At 64.2% G+C, this 18,062-nt stretch carries 14 protein-coding genes and 1 riboswitch; of the genes, 7 read left to right on the top strand and 7 right to left on the bottom strand.

Annotation, left to right across the window (positions count from 1 at the left end; genetic code table 11):
* Positions 1 to 4: 4 nt before the first annotated feature.
* Positions 5 to 1,411 (bottom strand): adenosylmethionine--8-amino-7-oxononanoate transaminase, encoded by a 1,407-nt coding sequence (locus tag N8H22_RS02395; RefSeq protein WP_264589028.1) that lies wholly within the window; start codon positions 1,409 to 1,411, stop codon positions 5 to 7.
* Positions 1,412 to 1,581: 170 nt separating this feature from the next.
* On the opposite strand from N8H22_RS02395, the gene N8H22_RS02390 reads away from it, so the two are divergent.
* The 5 genes from N8H22_RS02390 (at position 1,582) to adeC (ending at position 8,704) form a co-directional block, all read left to right on the top strand.
* Entirely contained in the window at positions 1,582 to 2,136 is a 555-nt protein-coding gene (locus N8H22_RS02390) for a cytochrome b (RefSeq protein ID WP_264589027.1), read from the top strand.
* A gap of 25 nt (positions 2,137 to 2,161) precedes the next feature.
* A complete protein-coding gene (locus N8H22_RS02385) occupies positions 2,162 to 2,737 on the top strand; it encodes a YceI family protein (RefSeq protein WP_264589026.1) in 576 nt (191 codons plus the stop codon).
* Positions 2,738 to 2,997: 260 nt separating this feature from the next.
* Complete coding sequence (locus tag N8H22_RS02380; protein WP_264589025.1) at positions 2,998 to 4,140, top strand: efflux RND transporter periplasmic adaptor subunit; 1,143 nt, start codon at positions 2,998 to 3,000, stop codon at positions 4,138 to 4,140.
* Between the two features lie 17 nt (positions 4,141 to 4,157).
* The gene (locus tag N8H22_RS02375; protein ID WP_264589024.1) at positions 4,158 to 7,292 is read left to right on the top strand and encodes an efflux RND transporter permease subunit; all 3,135 of its coding nucleotides are present in this window, start codon (positions 4,158 to 4,160) and stop codon (positions 7,290 to 7,292) included.
* Complete coding sequence (gene adeC, locus N8H22_RS02370; protein WP_264589023.1) at positions 7,289 to 8,704, top strand: AdeC/AdeK/OprM family multidrug efflux complex outer membrane factor; 1,416 nt, start codon at positions 7,289 to 7,291, stop codon at positions 8,702 to 8,704. The genes N8H22_RS02375 and adeC overlap by 4 nt, the downstream gene beginning before the upstream one ends.
* A gap of 96 nt (positions 8,705 to 8,800) precedes the next feature.
* Here adeC and N8H22_RS02365 read toward each other — a convergent pair whose 3' ends face one another.
* The 3 genes from N8H22_RS02365 to ahcY form a co-directional block, all read right to left on the bottom strand.
* Positions 8,801 to 10,591 (bottom strand): DEAD/DEAH box helicase, encoded by a 1,791-nt coding sequence (locus tag N8H22_RS02365; protein WP_264589022.1) that lies wholly within the window; start codon positions 10,589 to 10,591, stop codon positions 8,801 to 8,803.
* Positions 10,592 to 10,823: 232 nt separating this feature from the next.
* Positions 10,824 to 11,669, bottom strand: coding sequence for a methylenetetrahydrofolate reductase [NAD(P)H] (gene metF / locus N8H22_RS02360; RefSeq protein ID WP_264589021.1), 846 nt, complete (start codon positions 11,667 to 11,669; stop codon positions 10,824 to 10,826).
* Between the two features lie 104 nt (positions 11,670 to 11,773).
* Positions 11,774 to 13,180, bottom strand: coding sequence for an adenosylhomocysteinase (ahcY, locus tag N8H22_RS02355; protein WP_264589020.1), 1,407 nt, complete (start codon positions 13,178 to 13,180; stop codon positions 11,774 to 11,776).
* 24 nt (positions 13,181 to 13,204) lie between these two features.
* A riboswitch (S-adenosyl-L-homocysteine riboswitch) is annotated at positions 13,205 to 13,358 on the bottom strand.
* Positions 13,359 to 13,535: 177 nt separating this feature from the next.
* Between ahcY and N8H22_RS02350 the strand changes: the two genes are divergently transcribed.
* Together N8H22_RS02350 and N8H22_RS02345 are read left to right on the top strand one after the other, a co-directional pair.
* Positions 13,536 to 13,976: a hypothetical protein gene (locus tag N8H22_RS02350; protein ID WP_264589019.1), complete on the top strand. Its 441-nt coding sequence runs from the start codon at positions 13,536 to 13,538 to the stop codon at positions 13,974 to 13,976.
* Between the two features lie 72 nt (positions 13,977 to 14,048).
* Positions 14,049 to 14,495, top strand: a complete 447-nt coding sequence (locus N8H22_RS02345) for a cytochrome c (protein ID WP_264589018.1) — start codon at positions 14,049 to 14,051, stop codon at positions 14,493 to 14,495.
* Positions 14,496 to 14,502: 7 nt separating this feature from the next.
* Here N8H22_RS02345 and N8H22_RS02340 read toward each other — a convergent pair whose 3' ends face one another.
* From N8H22_RS02340 to N8H22_RS02330, 3 genes are all read right to left on the bottom strand, one after another.
* On the bottom strand, positions 14,503 to 14,889 hold the full coding sequence (locus N8H22_RS02340; protein ID WP_264589017.1) for a DUF1090 domain-containing protein: 387 nt from the start codon (positions 14,887 to 14,889) through the stop codon (positions 14,503 to 14,505).
* A gap of 66 nt (positions 14,890 to 14,955) precedes the next feature.
* The gene (gene ligB / locus N8H22_RS02335; RefSeq protein WP_264589016.1) at positions 14,956 to 16,629 is read right to left on the bottom strand and encodes an NAD-dependent DNA ligase LigB; all 1,674 of its coding nucleotides are present in this window, start codon (positions 16,627 to 16,629) and stop codon (positions 14,956 to 14,958) included.
* Between the two features lie 63 nt (positions 16,630 to 16,692).
* A complete protein-coding gene (locus tag N8H22_RS02330) occupies positions 16,693 to 18,021 on the bottom strand; it encodes a ferric reductase-like transmembrane domain-containing protein (RefSeq protein ID WP_264589015.1) in 1,329 nt (442 codons plus the stop codon).
* Positions 18,022 to 18,062: the final 41 nt, after the last annotated feature.

The following is an 18,062-nucleotide window of genomic DNA, read 5'->3' as shown; positions in this document are numbered from 1 at the left end:
GGCATTAGCCGGGGTCGCGAAACTCGCTCGGTGCGCCGGCAGGCAGTGCGACGCTCATATTGTCGCGCGTCGCGATATCGATGCCTTCTGCGGCCACTTCGGCGAGAAAATCGATCTGCTCTTCAGTGATGCAGTAGGGAGGCAGGAAGTACACCACGCTGCCGAGCGGTCGCAACAGTGCTCCACGCTTCAACGCATGCTGATAGACCTTGAGCCCGCGGCGTTCCTGCCACGGGTAGGCGGTTTTGCAAGCCTTATCCTGTACCATTTCGATCGCCAGTGCCATGCCGGTCTGGCGCACCTCGGCGACGTGCGGGTGGTCCGCCAGATGGGCAGTGGCGTGTGCCATACGTGCGGCGAGGGCCTTGTTCGCTTCGATCACCTGGTCCTGTTCGAAGATGTCCAGTGTCGCCAGGGCAGCGGCGCAGGCCAGCGGGTTGCCGGTATAGGTGTGCGAATGCAGAAATGCCCGCAGCGTCGAATAGTCATCGTAGAACGCCTGGTACAGGCGTTCGGTGGTCAGCACCGCCGCCATCGGCAGATAGCCGCCAGTCAGCGCCTTGGACAGGCAGAGAAAATCTGGGCAGATACCAGCCTGTTCGCAGGCGAACATGGTGCCGGTACGGCCGAAGCCCACCGCGATCTCGTCGTGGATCAGATGGACGTCATAACGGTCGCAGGCTTCGCGCAGCAATCGGAGGTACACCGGGTGATACATGCGCATGCCGCCGGCGCCCTGGATCAGCGGCTCGACGATAACGGCCGCCACCTCGTCATGGTGCTCGGCCAGAGTCTGCTCCATGTGCGCAAACATGTTGCGTGAGTGCTCTTCCCAGCTCATGCCTGCCGGGCGCAGATAGCAGTCGGGGCTGGGCACCTTGAGGGTATCGAGCAGCAGCGGCTTGTAGGTGTCGGTGAACAAGGCGACGTCGCCTACCGACATCGCGGCGACGGTTTCGCCGTGATAGCTGTTGGTCAGGGTGACGAAGCGTTGCTTGCGCGGTCGTCCGCTGTTGCGCCAGTAATGGAAACTCATCTTCAGCGCGACTTCGATGCCGGTAGAGCCGTTATCGGTGTAGAACACCCGCGCAAGGCCGGCGGGGGTGATCCGCACCAAGCGTTCGGAGAGCTCCACCACCGGTTGGTGGCTGAAGCCGGCCAGCATCACGTGCTCGAGCTGGTCGAGCTGATCCTTGATGCGCTGGTTGATGCGCGGATTGGCATGGCCGAAGACGTTGACCCACCAGGAACTCACCGCATCGAGGTAGCGCTTGCCGTCGAAATCCTCGAGCCATACGCCTTCGCCGCGCCTGATAGGAATCAACGGCAGCTGTTCGTGGTCCTTCATCTGGGTGCATGGATGCCAGAGTACCGCCAGGTCGCGTTGCATCCAGCTGTCGTTAAGGCTCATCGTTGCTCCTCCTCGAATGTCGGCGAAGCCTAGCAGAAGCGTCCCCCTTGAGATGGCACGGCTGCTGAGCTTGTATCGAATGCATGGATGATTTAAAGCGAAAATATTCGCGCTTTTCCGATAGGTAAGCCGCTAGGCTTATTGCACTGTTCAATCTTGGGAACCCGGCGATGCACTGGCGCAATACTTCCAGCAACTATGGCCTGACCAGCATCCTGCTCCACTGGCTGGGTGCGATAGCCGTATTCGGCCTGTTCGGGCTCGGCTTCTGGATGGTCGGCTTGAACTACTACAGCAGCTGGTACCGCACCGCTCCTGACATTCACAAGAGTGTTGGGATTTTGCTGTTCGTGCTGATGTTCGTGCGGCTGCTGTGGCGCTTCCTCAGTACTGGCCCTGCGCCGCTGGCCAGTCACGGTGGTGCAACGCGGCTGGCTACCCGGCTTGGCCACGGCGTGCTTTATCTGGGGATGTTCGCCGTCATGCTGTCCGGCTATCTGATCTCGACTGCCGATGGCCGTCCGATCAGCGTCTTCGGCTGGTTCGATGTGCCGGCGCTGTTGACTTCGATTCCCAATCAGGAGGACGTCGCCGGTCTGGTGCATGAGTACCTGGCCTGGGCGCTGGTCATTCTTGCCGGGCTGCATGGTCTGGCCGCTCTGAAACACCACTTCATCGACCGCGATCCGACGCTGCTGCGGATGTTCGGCCGTGCCGATGTTTGAATTCAATTCGCTAGGAGAAACCCCGATGCTGAAGAAAACCCTCGCTGCGCTCGCCCTCGGTTCGGCACTGTTTGCTGGCCAGGCCCTGGCGGCCGATTATGTAATCGACAAGCAAGGCCAACATGCCTTCGTCAACTTCAAGATCAGTCACCTGGGCTACAGCTGGCTGTGGGGCACCTTCAAGGATTTCGACGGCAGCTTCAGTTTCGATGCCGCCAAGCCGGAAGCCAGCAAGGTCAAGGTGACGCTGCAGACTGGCAGCGTCGACAGCAACCATGCCGAGCGTGACAAGCACTTGCGCAGCGACGATTTCCTCAACGTCGGCAAGCATCCGACTGCCACCTTCGAGTCCACCTCGGTCAAATCGACTGGAGAAGGCACGGCCGACATCACCGGCAACCTCACCCTCAACGGCGTGACCAAGCCGGTGGTGATCGCTGCCAAGTTCATTGGCGAGGGTAAGGATCCGTGGGGGGGCTACCGCGCCGGATTCGAGGGCAGCACGACGCTGAAACTGAAAGACTTCGACATCAAAATGGACCTTGGCCCGGCTTCGCAGACGGTCGACCTGATCATCTCGGTCGAGGGTGTGCGGCAGTAACGTTACCGACGGCTGAAGCACAACGCCGGCCCATTGCCGGCGTTGTGCTTTGTGCGTGTTTGCCCAGGATTGCTTCAACAGACGAAACCCTACCGACACGCCGCAATAACCCTGTCTGGCATCGGGTTTTCGCAACATTTCGATTCGGTCGTGGCGGTTTACAGACAGTGATGGATGTAAGTATATTTCCCCGATTCCGCTGCCCGCGCCCGCGACGCATCGCCTTTCCACTTGGCCAGCCAGCTTTCAAGGGGTTTCCCATGCCAATCAAGCCAGCCAGCGCTGCTCTGCTTTCCCTCTTCGCCGCGACCATCCTGCTCGCGGGCTGCGAGCAGCAGTCGGCTCCGCCGGCGCAGCAGACGCCTCAGGTGGGGGTCGTCACCCTTGAGGCTGAACCCTTTGCGCTGACCAGCGAACTGCCTGGACGTACCCGTGCCTATCGCATCGCCGAGGTGCGACCGCAGGTCAACGGGATCATCCAGAAGCGCCTGTTCACCGAAGGCAGCGAAGTGAAAGCCGGGCAGCAGCTGTACCAGATCGATGCATCGGTTTACGAGGCGACGCTCAAGAGTGCTCAGGCCAGCCTGGCCTCGAGCAAGTCACTGGCGGATCGCTATGCCGATCTGGTGAAGGATCAGGCTGTCAGCCGCCAGGCCTATGACGAGGCGCGTGCCGCTGCGCTGCAGGCCGAGGCGAACCTGGAGCAGGCGCGCATCAATGTCCGGTACACCAAGGTACTCGCACCGATCTCGGGGCGCATCGGGCGTTCCGCCGTCACCGAGGGGGCGCTGGTCAGCAATGGCCAGGCCGATGAGCTGGCGACCATCCAGCAACTTGATCCGATCTACGTCGATGTCACTCAGCCCGCGCGGGAGTTGCTGGCGCTACGTCGCGACCTGGCCGAAGGCCGTCTGCAGAAGGCCAGCGAGAATGCCGCCAAGGTCACCCTGACCCTGGAAGACGGTAGCCAGTACGCGCACGAGGGCAAGCTGGAGTTCAGCGAAGTGTCGGTCGACACCGGTACCGGCTCGGTTACCCTGCGCGCGATGTTCCCCAACCCTGAGCGCATCCTCCTGCCAGGCATGTTCGTCCGCGCTCAGCTGGTGGCCGGCGTCAAGAGCGAGGCGTTGCTGGTGCCGCAGCAGGGCGTCACGCGTAACACCAAAGGCGATCCCGTGGCCATGGTGGTCAACGCCGAAAACAAGGTTGAAATGCGCCAGTTGAAAACCGAGCGCACGGTCGGCAACCGCTGGCTGGTCAGCGAAGGCCTCAACCCCGGCGACCGGGTGATCACCGAAGGACTGCAGTTCATCCAGCCGGGCGTCGAAGTCAACGCCGTACCGGCCGGCAATGTCGCCAACGGCAACGGGGCGGCGGCTGCCCCCAATGGCCAAGAAGGCTGAGGGGGGGGTCGTAGTTCATGTCCAGATTCTTTATCGACCGACCCATCTTCGCTTGGGTGATCGCCCTGGTGATCATGCTGGCGGGCGGTCTGTCCATCCTCAAGCTGCCGGTCAACCAGTATCCGAGCATCGCCGCGCCGGCCGTGGGTATCGCGGTGGCCTATCCGGGTGCTTCGGCGCAGACCGTGCAGGACACCGTGGTACAGGTGATCGAGCAGCAGCTCAACGGCATCGACGGGCTGCGCTACATCTCCTCGGAAAGCAACTCCGACGGCAGCATGGCGATCACCGTGACCTTCGAGCAAGGTACCAACCCCGATATCGCGCAGGTCCAAGTGCAGAACAAGCTGCAGCTGGCCACGCCGTTGCTGCCGCAGGAAGTGCAGCAGCAGGGCATTCGGGTGACCAAAGCGGTGCGCAACTTCCTCATCGTCATTGGTCTGGTGTCCACCGATGGCAGCCTCGACCAGCGTGATCTGGCCAACTACATCGTGGCCAACATGCAGGACCCGCTCTCGCGAACCAAAGGGGTGGGCGACTTCCAGGTCTTCGGTGCTCAGTACGCCATGCGCATCTGGCTCGATCCGTCCAAGTTGAACAATTTCGCGTTGACCCCGTTGGACGTGAAGACTGCCATCCAGGCGCAGAACGTGCAGGTGTCGTCCGGTCAGCTCGGCGGCTTGCCGGCGGTCAAGGGGCAACAACTCAACGCCACCGTGATTGGCAAGACACGCCTGCAGACGCCGGAGCAGTTCCGCGAGATCCTGCTCAAGGTCAACAGCGATGGTTCGCAAGTGCGCCTGGGCGATGTCGCCAAGGTCGAACTGGGCGGCGAGAACTACAGCGTCAGCGCACACTACAACGGTAAGCCGGCTGCCGGGCTGGCGCTCAAGCTGGCGACAGGCGCCAACGCGCTGGATACCGTCGAGGGTGTGCGCAAGACCATCAACGAACTCGAGCCGTTCTTTCCGCCGGGCGTCGAGGTGGTCTATCCCTACGACACCACGCCGGTCATTTCCGCTTCGATTACCGGTGTGATGGAGACCCTGCTGGAAGCCTTCGTGCTGGTCTTCCTGGTGATGTACCTGTTCCTGCAGAACTTCCGCGCCACCCTGGTGCCGACCCTGGCGGTGCCGGTGGTACTGCTGGGTACCTTCGGCATCCTCGCGGTGTTTGGCTTCAGCATCAACACGCTGACGATGTTCGCCATGATCCTGGCGATCGGCCTTCTGGTGGACGACGCCATCGTGGTGGTGGAGAACGTCGAGCGGGTGATGCGCGAGGAGGGCCTGTCGCCGCTGGAGGCGACGCGCAAATCCATGGGGCAGATCCAGGGCGCGCTGGTGGGTATTGGCGTGGTGCTCTCGGCGGTGCTGCTGCCGATGGCGTTCTTCGGTGGCTCCACCGGGGTGATCTATCGGCAATTCTCGATCACCATCGTCTCGGCCATGGTGCTGTCGGTGATCATGGCGCTGATTTTCACCCCGGCGCTGTGCGCGACGCTGCTCAAGCCGATTGCCAAGGGCGACCATCACGAGAAGCGCGGCTTCTTCGGCTGGTTCAACCGCACCTTCGAGCGCAGCGTGAACGGCTACGAGCGCGGCGTGAAGGGCGTGCTCAAGCGCAAGGCACCGTTCCTCCTGCTCTATGTGCTGATCGTCGCGGTGATGGCTGTGCTGTTCACCCGCATTCCCACGGCGTTCCTGCCTGAAGAAGATCAGGGCGTACTGTTCGCCCAGGTCATGACACCGTCCGGTTCGACCGCCGAACGTACTCAGCAGAGCATCGACGCGATGCGCGAGTACCTGCTCGAGGAAGAGGGCGACATCGTCAGATCGGTGTTCACCGTGACCGGCTTCAGCTTCGCTGGCCGCGGCCAGAGCTCCGGTATCGCGTTTATTGGCCTTAAGCCCTGGGGTGAGCGGACCGACAAGGAAGATGGTGTGTTCGCCCTGGCGCAGCGTGCCCAGCAGCACTTCGGCAGTTTCCGTGATGCAATGGTATTTGCCTTCGCACCGCCGGCGGTGATGGAGCTGGGTACTGCCACCGGCTTCAACCTGTTCCTGCAGGATCGTGCCGGTGTCGGTCAACAGGTGCTGCAGCAGGCGCGTGACAAGTTCATGCAGCTGGCCAGCCAGAGCCCGGTGCTGACTCGCGTGCGGCCCAACACCCTGCGCGACGAGCCGCAGTTCCAGTTGCTCATCGATGACGAGAAGGCGCGCGTGCTGGGGGTATCCCTCGCTGAGATCAACAGCACTCTGTCGATCGCCTGGGGCGGTAACTACGTCAACGACTTCATCGATCGAGGCCGAGTGAAGAAGGTGTATCTGCAGGGCATGGCCGAATCGCGGATGAATCCCGAGGATCTGCAGAAGTGGTTCGTGCGTAACGAGGCGGGTCAGATGGTGCCGGTCAGCGCCTTCGCCACCGGCGAATGGGTTTACGGTTCGCCGAAGCTGTCCCGCTTCAACGGCGTCAGTGCCATCGAGATGCTCGGTGAGCCGGCGCCTGGCTACAGTTCCGGTGACGCGATGGCCGAGGTCGAGCGCATCGCGGCGCAGCTGCCAGCCGGTATCGGCTATTCTTGGACGGGACAATCCTACGAGGAGCGTCTGGCCGGCGCGCAAGGTCCTGCGCTGTACGCCCTCTCGCTGCTGGTGGTGTTCCTCTGCCTGGCCGCGCTTTACGAGAGCTGGTCGATCCCGTTCTCGGTGATGCTGGTGGTGCCGCTGGGCGTGATCGGCGCGCTGCTGTTCACCCTCGGCCGCGGTCTGTCCAACGACGTGTTCTTCCAGGTCGGCCTGATCACCACCATCGGCCTGTCGGCGCGTAACGCGATCCTCATCGTCGAGTTCGCCAAGGCGCTGCACGAGCAGGGCATGAGCTACGTGGACGCCGCCTTGCAGGCATGTCGCATGCGTCTGCGGCCGATCATCATGACCTCGCTGGCTTTCATCCTCGGGGTGGTGCCGCTGGCACTGGCATCCGGCGCTGGTGCTGGCAGCAAGCATGCGATCGGCACCGGGGTGATCGGCGGCATGCTTACTGCGGCGGTGCTGGCCATCTTCTGGATTCCGCTGTTCTACGTGATGATCAGCCAGATGTTCGACCGCAAGAAGTCCGCCACCGGCGAGAAGGAGAATGCACTGTGACCAAGTCTCTGATGAGCCTGGCGTTACTGGCGGCGCTCAGTGGTTGCTCGCTGATTCCCGAGTACCAGCGCCCGGAGGCACCGGTGGACGCAGCCTGGCCGCAAGGCGAGGCCTATGGGGCGGCTGGCAGCGAGCAGCGGGCTGAGGAGCTGGGTTGGCGCGAGTTCTTCCGTGATCCCGCCTTGCAACAGCTGATCGGCGTGGCGCTGGAAAACAATCGCGACCTGCGTGTGGCAGCGCTCAATGTCGATGCGTATCGTGCGCTTTACCGCGTCCAGCGTGCCGATCTGCTGCCCGCCGTCAGTGCCGATGGCAACGGCAGCCGCACTCGCATGCCGGGCGATCTCAGCATGAGCGGCGAGCCGACGATCAGCAGCCAGTACAGTGCTACCTTCGGTGTGTCCTGGGAGCTCGATCTGTTCGGTCGTCTGCGCAGCCTGCGTGACCAGGCGCTGGACGAGTTCTTCGCCAGCGAGGCCGCCCAGCGCAGCACGCAGATCAGTCTGATCGCCAGCGTCGCCAACGCCTGGCTGACGCTGCAGGCCGATCAGGCGCTGCTGCAGGTCACCCGCGATACGCTCAAGACCTACGAGGAAAGCCTCGGCTTGACTCAGCGCAGCTTTGACGTCGGCGTGGCCTCGGCGTTGGAGCTGCGTCAGGCGCGCAGCGCGGTGGACAGCGCTCGGGTAAGCATCGAACAGTACACCCGCCAGGTCGCGCAGGATCGCAACGCGCTGACGTTGCTGCTCGGCCAGAGCATTCCGGCAGGGTTGCCGGTGTCCGCTGGTCTGGCTCGCGAGCAGCTCGCCGAGCTGCCGATCGGTTTGCCGTCGGATTTGCTCTACCAGCGTCCGGACATTCTCCAGGCCGAGCATCAGCTCAAGGCGGTGAATGCGAGTATCGGTGCGGCACGTGCAGCGTTCTTCCCGCGTATCAGCCTGACCGGTGCGGCCGGTAGTGCCAGCAGCGAACTGTCCGGACTGTTCGATGGCGGCTCCGGCTACTGGACCTTCGCGCCCAGCATCAGCGTGCCGATCTTCAACGCCGGCCAGCTGCGTGCCAACCTGGACTACGCCACGATCAGCCGCAACATTCAGGTTGCCGAATACGAGAAGGCCATCCAGACGGCCTTTCGCGAGGTTGCCGACGGCCTTGCGGCGCAGGCCACCTATACCCGTCAGGTTCAGGCTCAGCGTGATCTGCTGCAGACCAGCGAGGACTACTACAGTCTGGCCGAGCGGCGCTACCGGACCGGCGTGGACAGCTATTTGACGCTGCTCGATGCGCAGCGCCAGCTGTTCGGTGTGCAGCAGCAACTGATCAGCGATCGCCTGGCGCAGATGATCAGCGAGGTCAACCTGTTCAAGGCGTTGGGTGGCGGCTGGCGGGAGGCGAACCCGGCGGAGAGCTGAACGATGTCGCTGCGGTCACGCCTTGTGGCCGGGATATGCAGTCGATAGATACGAAAACGCCGCCCATAGGGCGGCGTTTTGCTTTGCGGCTCTGACTCAGCGGTTGCGTGTCAGTAGGGCCGGCTTCTCGCCTCGCGGTCGACTTGGCAGTTGCTCGAGCTGATCCAGGCTCGGCAGGCGGTCCGCCTTGGACTCCTTGTGGATGATCACCGGCTGTTTCTCGCGCGGCTTGACCACCTCTTGGCGCGACACGGCCGGCTCGTCAATCCGACGGCCTTCGTTCTTGCGCCGCGGCTGGCCATTGCGCGCCTGGCCACCCTGGCTCTGTCCCTTGCCCTGCGCCGGGCGCTTGCCCCTGCCCTGTGCACCACCGGTACCGGCTGCACGTGGTTGGGCGCTACCTGGTTGCGCTGGGGCGCCGGGACGGCGGCCGCGGTTCTGCTTGTTCTGATAGGGGCTGACGTAGTCGACCCGGTTGCCGAAGTTGTCCACTTCGTCATCAAGGAACTCGTCCGGCGCACGATCCGGAGGCAGTTGTGGCGGCCGACTGATGCCTTGGGCTTCACCGGCTACGCCGTCGCGTGCGGGCTTGCGCGGCTTGTTGCGACGGTTGCGCTCCTTCTGCTCGGCGCTCTTTTCTGCCGGCTTGTCGCGCTGCTCGCCACGCGCCTTGCGTTCGCCGCGCTGCGGGCGCGGCTGGCGTGGTTCGCGAACTTCAGGTTTCTCGACTTCGATGGCACTGGCATCGAAGCCCATCAGGTCGCCTTCCGGAATGCGCTGCTTGGTCATCCGCTCAATGCCCTTGAGCAGCTTTTCCTCGTCCGGCGCGACCAGCGAAATGGCTTCACCGCTGCGTCCGGCACGGCCAGTACGGCCGATGCGGTGGACGTAGTCTTCCTCGACGTTGGGCAGCTCGAAGTTGACCACATGGGGCAGCTGATCGATGTCCAGGCCGCGGGCGGCGATATCGGTGGCGACCAGGATGCGCACCTGGTTGGCCTTGAAGTCGGCCAGCGCCTTGGTGCGCGCATTCTGGCTCTTGTTGCCGTGAATCGCGGCCGCCGGCAGACCGTGCTTTTCCAGATACTCGGCCAGGCGGTTGGCGCCGTGCTTGGTGCGGGTGAACACCAGCACCTGTTCCCAGGCACCTTGGGTGATCAGGTGCGCGAGCAGCGCGCGCTTGTGGCTGGCAGCCACGCGGAACATGCGCTGCTCGATGCGCTCGACGGTGGTGTTCGGCGGCGTGACCTCGATGCGTTCGGGGTTGTGCAGCAGCTTGCCGGCGAGGTCGGTGATGTCCTTGGAGAAGGTCGCCGAGAACAGCAGGTTCTGACGCTTGGCCGGCAGCTTGGCCAGGACCTTCTTGACGTCATGGATGAAGCCCATGTCGAGCATGCGGTCGGCCTCGTCGAGGACGAGAATTTCCACATGCGACAGGTCGATGGCCTTCTGGTTGGCCAGATCGAGCAGGCGGCCGGGGCAGGCGACCAGCACGTCGAGGCCTTTGGCCACGGCCTGGATCTGCGGGTTCATGCCGACGCCACCAAAGATCACCGCGCTTTTCAGCGGCAGGTCGCGGGCGTAGATCTTGAAACTGTCGTGAACCTGGGCGGCGAGCTCGCGGGTCGGCGTCAGCACCAGTACGCGCGGCTGTTTCGGGCCGTAGCGGTGTTCACGATCCGGGTGACCACCCGGAAACAGTAGTTCGAGTACCGGCAGGGCGAAACCGCCTGTCTTGCCGGTTCCGGTCTGGGCGGCAACCATCAGGTCGCGGCCTTGCAACACGGCGGGAATGGCCCGCTGTTGCACGGGAGTAGGCTGGGTATAACCGGCGGCCTCGACGGCACCGGCCAAAGCCTCGGAGAGACCGAGGGAAGCAAAGGACATGAGTGATCCTGTCTCGTAGAGGGCGTGGCCCTGGGATGATCATGCCTGGCTCGAATCGCGACTGGCGTGCGATCCCGTCCGGTCCTGCCGCTATTTGCTGATGGCGACATCCGGGCGTAAGCCTGGCGGAAGCGCGGAGTATAACAGAGCCTGTCAACGCCGCATTGCTTTGACAGTGTCGCAGGTCACGGGTTCATTAGCCAGCTCCGTATTTCCACGAAGCTGGCTGAACTCAACGTGGCAGCTTGAGGTTGTTCCAGATCGCCAGGCTCGGCTCGGCCTGGTTCAGGGTGTAGAAGTGCAGGCCCGGGGCGCCGCCGGCCAGCAGTTTCTCGCACATCTCGCTGATGACCTGCTCGCCGAAGGCCTGGATGCTCGGCAGATCGTCGCCGTAGGCTTCGAGCTGCTTGCGTACCCAGCGTGGGATTTCCGCGCCGCAGGCATCGGAGAAACGCGCCAGCTTGCTGTAGTTGGTGATCGGCATGATGCCCGGCACGATCGGGATGGTCACCCCCAGCTTGCGTACGCGCTCGACGAAGTAGAAGTAGCAGTCGGCATTGAAGAAGTACTGGGTGATGGCGCTGTCCGCACCGGCCTTGGCCTTGCGCACGAAGTTCGCCAGGTCGTCTTCGAAGTTGCGTGCCTGCGGGTGCATCTCCGGGTAGGCGGCGATCTCGATATGGAAGTGATCGCCGGTTTCCGTGCGGATGAATTCCACCAGCTCGTTGGCATAGCGCAGCTCGCCGCTGGCCATGCCCATGCCGGAAGGCAGGTCGCCACGCAGGGCGACGATGCGCTTGATGCCGGCATCCTTGTAAATGTTAAGCAGCTCGCGCAGCTCCTGCTTGCTGTCGCCGACGCAGGACAGATGGGGTGCGGTCGGCACCTTCACCTCGCCGTCGAGTTGCAGCACGGTGTTCAGCGTGCGGTCACGGGTGGAGCCGCCGGCGCCATAGGTGCAGGAGAAAAAATCGGGTTGGTAGCCGGCCAGCTGGCGGGCGACGCCCATCAGCTTCTCGTGGCCGGCTTCGGTCTTGGTGGGGAAGAACTCGAAACTGTAGCGGCGGTCTTGAGACATGAAATCGATCCGTTCGGGCATAGGGCGGACGCGCGAAGCGGTCCGCCGCTGGGAAGGTCCGGTGGACAGCCGCGGCTGCCCACCTACCGATGGCGTTTAGCCGATCAGTAGCGGTAGCTGTCCGGTTTGAACGGGCCTTCGACGGTCACACCAATGTACTCGGCCTGTTTGGCGGTCAGCTGGGTGACTACGCCACCGAAGCCCTTGACCATCTCCAGCGCCACTTCCTCGTCGAGCTTCTTCGGCAGGACCATGACGGTGACGTTCTGGGTCTTCTCGGCGACTGGCAGGTCGGCGAACTTCTCGTTGTAGAGGTGGATCTGCGCCAGCACCTGGTTGGCGAAGGAGCCGTCCATGATCCGGCTCGGGTGGCCGGTGGCATTGCCCAGGTTCACCAGGCGGCCTTCGGCCAGCAGGATCAGGTAGTCGTCGTTGGTCGGGTCGACGGTCTTGCTGGTGCGGTGGATCTTGTGCACCTGCGGCTTGACCTCTTCCCAGCCCCAGTTGGCGCGCATGAAGGCGGTGTCGATCTCGTTGTCGAAGTGGCCGATGTTGCACACCACGGCGCGCTTCTTCAGCGCCTTGAGCATGCCGGCGTCGCAGACGTTGACGTTACCGGTGGTGGTGACGATCAGGTCGATCTTGCCCAGCAGCGCGGCGTCGACGCTGGCTTCGGTGCCGTCGTTGAGGCCGTTCTTGTAGGGGGAGACCAGCTCGAAGCCGTCCATGCAGGCCTGCATGGCGCAGATCGGGTCGACTTCCGAAACCTTGACGATCATGCCTTCCTGGCGCAGCGACTGTGCCGAACCCTTGCCCACGTCGCCGTAGCCGATCACCAGCGCCTGCTTGCCGGACAACAGGTGGTCGGTGGCGCGCTTGATGGCGTCGTTGAGGCTGTGGCGGCAGCCGTACTTGTTGTCGTTCTTGCTCTTGGTGACCGAGTCGTTGACGTTGATCGCCGGGACTTTCAGCGTGCCGCCCTTGAGCATATCGAGCAGGCGGTGCACGCCGGTGGTGGTTTCCTCGGTGATACCGTGCACGCGCTCGAGTACCTGCGGGTACTTGTCATGCAGGATCTGGGTCAGGTCACCGCCGTCGTCCAGCACCATGTTGGCGTCCCACGGCTGGCCGTCCTTGAGGATGGTCTGCTCGATGCACCACTCGTACTCATCTTCGGTCTCGCCCTTCCAGGCGAACACCGGGATGCCGGCGGCGGCGATGGCGGCAGCGGCCTGGTCCTGGGTGGAGAAGATGTTGCAGGACGACCAGCGTACTTCGGCGCCGAGGGCGATCAGCGTCTCGATCAGCACCGCGGTCTGGATGGTCATGTGGATGCAGCCGAGGATCTTCGCGCCCTTGAGCGGCTGCTCGGCGGCGTACTTGCGGCGCAGGCCCATCAGCGCGGGCATTTCCGATTCGGCGATGATGATCTCGCGGCGGCCCCAGGCGGCCAGGGAAATATCGGCAACCTTGAAGTCGGTGAAACCGGCAGGCGTCATGACAGCACTCATCGAAGAGTTCTCCATTCGTATAGATGCGAATGGGCGCCGTTGATGCGTTCTAGGAAACGCCCCATCCGAGCCTGACAGGTGAAGCCTGATCTGGATCTGCTGCGGCGCGACAGGTAAGTCGCGTGGCTTGTGAGATCCAAAACAGGTTTTCATACCTGCTGCAGCGCCCCTCGGACGGGTGGCGGGCACGACCGAAGCGGAGCCGGCCGAGTAAAGCTTGGCGATTATAGCTGCGCCTGTCGGCAATCCCAACCCCGTCGCGGTGGCCCGATCGCGCGAACTCTGCGGTCGGCGCGCGGGTCGTAGCTTCAGGCCCGGTGCGCCCCGCCGGGCGCGAATGCTCAAGGAGACGCCCATGAATCCCACGCTTCGCATCACGCTGGCTCTGATCGCCGCTGCCGTCAGCCTGCCGGCGGCGGCGCAGTCCTGTTATGTCCATAGCGAAACGTCCGGTGCCGTGCCTGCACCGGTGGTCACCGAGAAGTGCTTCGAGCTGCGCGGGATGCCGGCGGAGGACGACTCGATGGATTGGCTCTGTCGCAACGACGAGGCAGTGAAGAATGCCCGTCGCGAATTGCGGCGAAGCTGCCCGGGAGGCTATTTCGGGGTCTGCACCGCAGCGGTGACGCCGGAAACCCTGGCCAACGAGCAAGCCGGCGGCACCCAGGCGGACAATGGCACCTTACCGACCACGGTGCCGGAGCAGGCAAAGATCATCACCTACCACTACCACGCCAGTGATCGTGCGCAGGCCAAAATTGATTGCGAGAGCGCCGGTGGCCAATGGTCGCGTTGATACCCGAGCGATTTGTTCACCCGCGCGCAAGCGGGGATAATCCCGCGCTTTGCATTTCGCGAGCGGGTAACCATGAAGCTGCAACTGTTGGGCCTTTCCCTGATGACCGCGCTGGTACTGACCGGTTGTGACCGTATCGATCCGAATTCACCGCTCGGCAAGCGCAAGGCGATCTATCAGCAGATGCTCGACATCAAGGAGGATCTCGGCGGCATGCTGCGCGGGCGTCTGCCCTTCGATGGCGCGGCGTTTGCCGCGGGTGCGGTGAAGCTCGACGAGCTGTCGCGCCAGCCATGGCAGCATTATCCGGCGGTCAAGGAAGAACAGAGCGACGCGCGCGACGATGTGTGGCAGCAGCAGGAGCGCTTCAACGAACTGGCGCGCATGCTCGAGGCCGAGACTGCCGCCCTGGTGGCCGCGACCACCGTGCAGCCATTGAAACCGCAGGAGGTGGCGCCGGCGTTCCAGCGCGTCGAGGATGCCTGCGAAACCTGCCACAAGGAATTTCGCGCGTACTGACCACCACTCAGGGGTGGCGTACCGCCTCGAGCTGCGCACGCGCCTTGGCCAATTGATCCTTGCGCAGCGCGATGAGCTGAGCATCGCCGGTTGCCAATGCCGCGCGCAGGAGGAGTTCGCGCCGTTCGACGCGCCGACTGGCCTGTTCCGTGGCATTGGTGTGGCGCGCGCCTAGCGCGATCAGTCCCTGGCATTGCTGATTGAGGGCCTGGAGCTGATCGTTCAGCTGCGCCTGGCGAGCCTGATGGCCTCGCAGGCGCGCTTCCTGCAGCTGTTCGCTGAGTTGATGGCGCTGCTCGTCGCACGGCGGAGCGGCTTTGGCTGTCGCCGCGACCGCCTGTCCGCTGAGCAGGCAGCTTGCCGCCAGCACTGCCGCTAATCGCCAGACAGACATGCGTGCTCCATTGGTGGTTGTAAGCACGTTCGACCCATATGGATGGGCGAAGTGCGGCGACAGTATTCAGAATCCGCGGATACCAGCCTGCTGCAAGCGCTCGCGCAGCGCCAGCACCTCGGCCGCCTGGAAGAACTGCCGCAGCTGCTGAGCCCGCGCCGGGCCCACGCCTGGCACGGCCTGCCAGTCGGCGCTGCTGCGCGCGGCGAGCTGCTGCCAGTTGTCGTCCTCCGAGAGGGCAGCATCGCCTGGTAGGCCCAGTGCCGTCAGCCAGACGACAAAGGGGCGCTGGCGAGCCGCCATCAGATGCCTGGCCAAGGTGGTGGCGCGGGTCGGCCCGATTCCGGCTGCCTGCTGCAGCGTCACCGCATCCAGGTCCAGCCAACCGAGCAGGTCCGGCAGCAGGCCGGCGTCAAGTAGCGCGCTCCAGGTTCCCTGGCCGAGGCCGGGGATGGCGAGCCCGTGGTCGCCGCTGAGCCAACTGAGGCGCGCGAGAAACTGCTGCTCGCAGCCGGGCGTCGCGCGCCAGCAGCTGAGTGCGTGGTAGTGCGTCGGATCTGGCGGCTGCAGCGGCGTGCGTTGCGGGCTGCGCCAGACCACCGAGTCCAGGCGCGGAATGCTCAGGCCGGCGAGGGCGATGGCGACCTGGTCGCCCGGACGGATGTCCAGTGCCTGCCAGCGTCTGAGCGAGCCGAGGCTGACGCGGGTGATGCGACGGTCATCCAGCTGCACCGGTTCGAGCTGCAGCAGCGGCGTGATCCGACCGCGGCGGCCGATGCGGAACTCCACCGTACGCACCTGGGCCAGCGCCGAGCGCGGCGGGTATTTCCAGGCGACCGCCCAGTGCGGCGGCGCGGCCTGCCAGCGGCGCGCCGGCGGTCGGCGGCTCTGGCGCAGCACCACGCCATCGCTGGCGAAGGGCAATGGTTGGTGGTACCAGCGCTGACGCCACTGCTGGGCCTCCTCGAAATTCGCCAGTGGCTGGCTGAAGCGCCGGCTGTCGGCGAAGCCCATCGCCTCGAGCCCGGCCAGCCGCTCGGCCATGCTGGCCGGGCCGTTGGGCCAGTCCCAGATGAACAGGCCGATCCGCGCCGCGCTGGCCGCCGCCGCCGGCTGGTGGCTGTGCATGATGCCGGCGACCCGGCTGCGCGCGCCGGCGCTACCGGCGCTGGCCTGCACATGGGCGTGCTCCCGCCAGTACAGCTCGCCCTGCAGGATCACGTCGGTGTGTTGCGTCAGGCGAGGCGGGATCGCCGGCAGATGGTGGGCCTGCGCTGTCCAGTCCTGGCCGCTGCGGCCGTCGCCGCGGCTGATCGCCTGCTGCAACTGCCCGTTGCGATAGACCAGCGTCACGGCGACGCCATCGACCTTGGGCTGGATCCACAGGTTCTCGCGCGTTGCCATCCACTCGCGCACTGCTGCGGCATCGGCGAGCTTGGTCAGGCCGGTCTGCGCGATGGGGTGCGGTAGCGGGCCGCCCGCGGTTGCCAGTGGCTGTTGCGGTGCGCCGGCCTGCGCCGGGAAGCACTGCTGCCACTGGCTCAGGCGCGCACGAGCCTGGTCGTAGAGTTCGTCGTCGATTGGCGCAATGCCGCGGCGATGATAGGCGTCGTCCCAGCTGGCCAGCTGGCCGCGCAATTCGGTGATTTCACTCTGTGCCTGGCTGGCGCTCCAGGGTGGGCAGCCGGCCAGGCTGAAGGGCGAGACGACGAACAGCAATGACGCGATGAGGCGTTGCATGGCGAGCATCCTTGCTCCGGGGGAGCGTGGATTGTCCTGCCGCCTGCACTGCCGCGCCGTGCGCTAGCGCATATTGAACAGTTCCTGATGGAAGTCCTGCGGTGCCAGGCCGCGGCTGATCAGGTCGTCGCGCAGGTCGTGGCCGAACCCGGCCGGTCCGCAGAACCAGATGTCGCTGCCTTTCCAGGACGGCGCCATCTGCCGCAGCCTCTCCGGCGTCAGGCGACCGTCCTCACTGGTGACCAGCACGTGCAGGCGGACTCGTGCGCGTTCGGCCAGCTGGCGAATCTTGTCGATGAACACTTGGTCCGGGGCACTGGTGCTGTAGAACAGCTCGACGTTGCCGCCGCCACCGGTTTCCGCCAGTGCCTGCAGGCGACCGATGAATGGAGCGATGCCGATACCGCCGGCCACCCAGATCTGCCCGTTCTTGCGGCCCTTGAAGTCGAAGCAGCCGTAAGGGCCTTCCACGGTCACCGAGTCGTCCTGCTTGAGCTTGTCCGGCAGGCTGCTGGTGTAGTCGCCCAAGCCCTTGATGGAGAAGGCCAGCTTGCCGTCGTTGCACCAGGCTGAGGAGATGCTGAAGGGGTGCGGGCCTTCCTGCTCGTCAAAGGTGACGAAGGCGAACTGCCCGGCCTGATGCCCCGGCCACGGACCATCCAGGGCGATGCCGACACGCAGCACACGGTTGTCCTTGTGATAGGTCAGCTGCTCGATCCGCCCGACCACCTTGTGCTTACGGCCAACTCGGTGCGACAGTGACATGCACGCGCCGATAGTGCCTGCCAGGAGCAGCAGGCCCATCACCAGTCCGAGCGGCGAACTCCAGTATCCCGCCGGCATCAGGATCACCGAATGCACCACCAGCACCAGGTAGGCCAGCGCCAGCCAGCGGTGGGTCTTGAAGAACCAGCGATAAGGAAAACGCTTGATCAGCGCCAGCACGATCAGCAGGGCGGCGGCGTAGAACGCCCATTCGCCGATGTCCTCGGCAAAGCCACGCTTGCCTTGCAGCCAGCCGAGCAGCCCTTCGTGGACCTGACGGGCACCCCGTCGCGCCGGCTTTTCCAGCCAGCCATAACCGACCAGCCATTTCGGAATCTGCGCCCAGCCCCAGTGGAAGATCGCCAGCACCAGCGCGCTGATGCCCAGCCACTTATGCAGGCGATAGGTCTTGTCCAGGCCGTCGAGCAATGGCTCGACGCGTACCGGGCGGGTGGCGAGAAACACCGCCACGCTCATCGCGCCCATGCCGAGAATGCCGCTGTAATGAACCATCAGCGTGCGCAGCGGCCAGAAGCCCAGCTGCTCCACGAGAATATCGTCAGCCAGCAGCCAGAGCAGCGTCAGGCCGATGAACAAGCCCAGAAAGGTAAGTTTGATGGGTTTCATGACAGGGATCCTCATGCTTCGCCGTCGCGCGGCCGGTCGTT

The organism is Stutzerimonas sp. S1 (genome assembly GCF_025966695.1).
In the GTDB taxonomy this organism is placed as follows: Bacteria; Pseudomonadota; Gammaproteobacteria; order Pseudomonadales; family Pseudomonadaceae; genus Stutzerimonas.
This window is presented reverse-complemented; position numbering and strand designations above follow the sequence as displayed.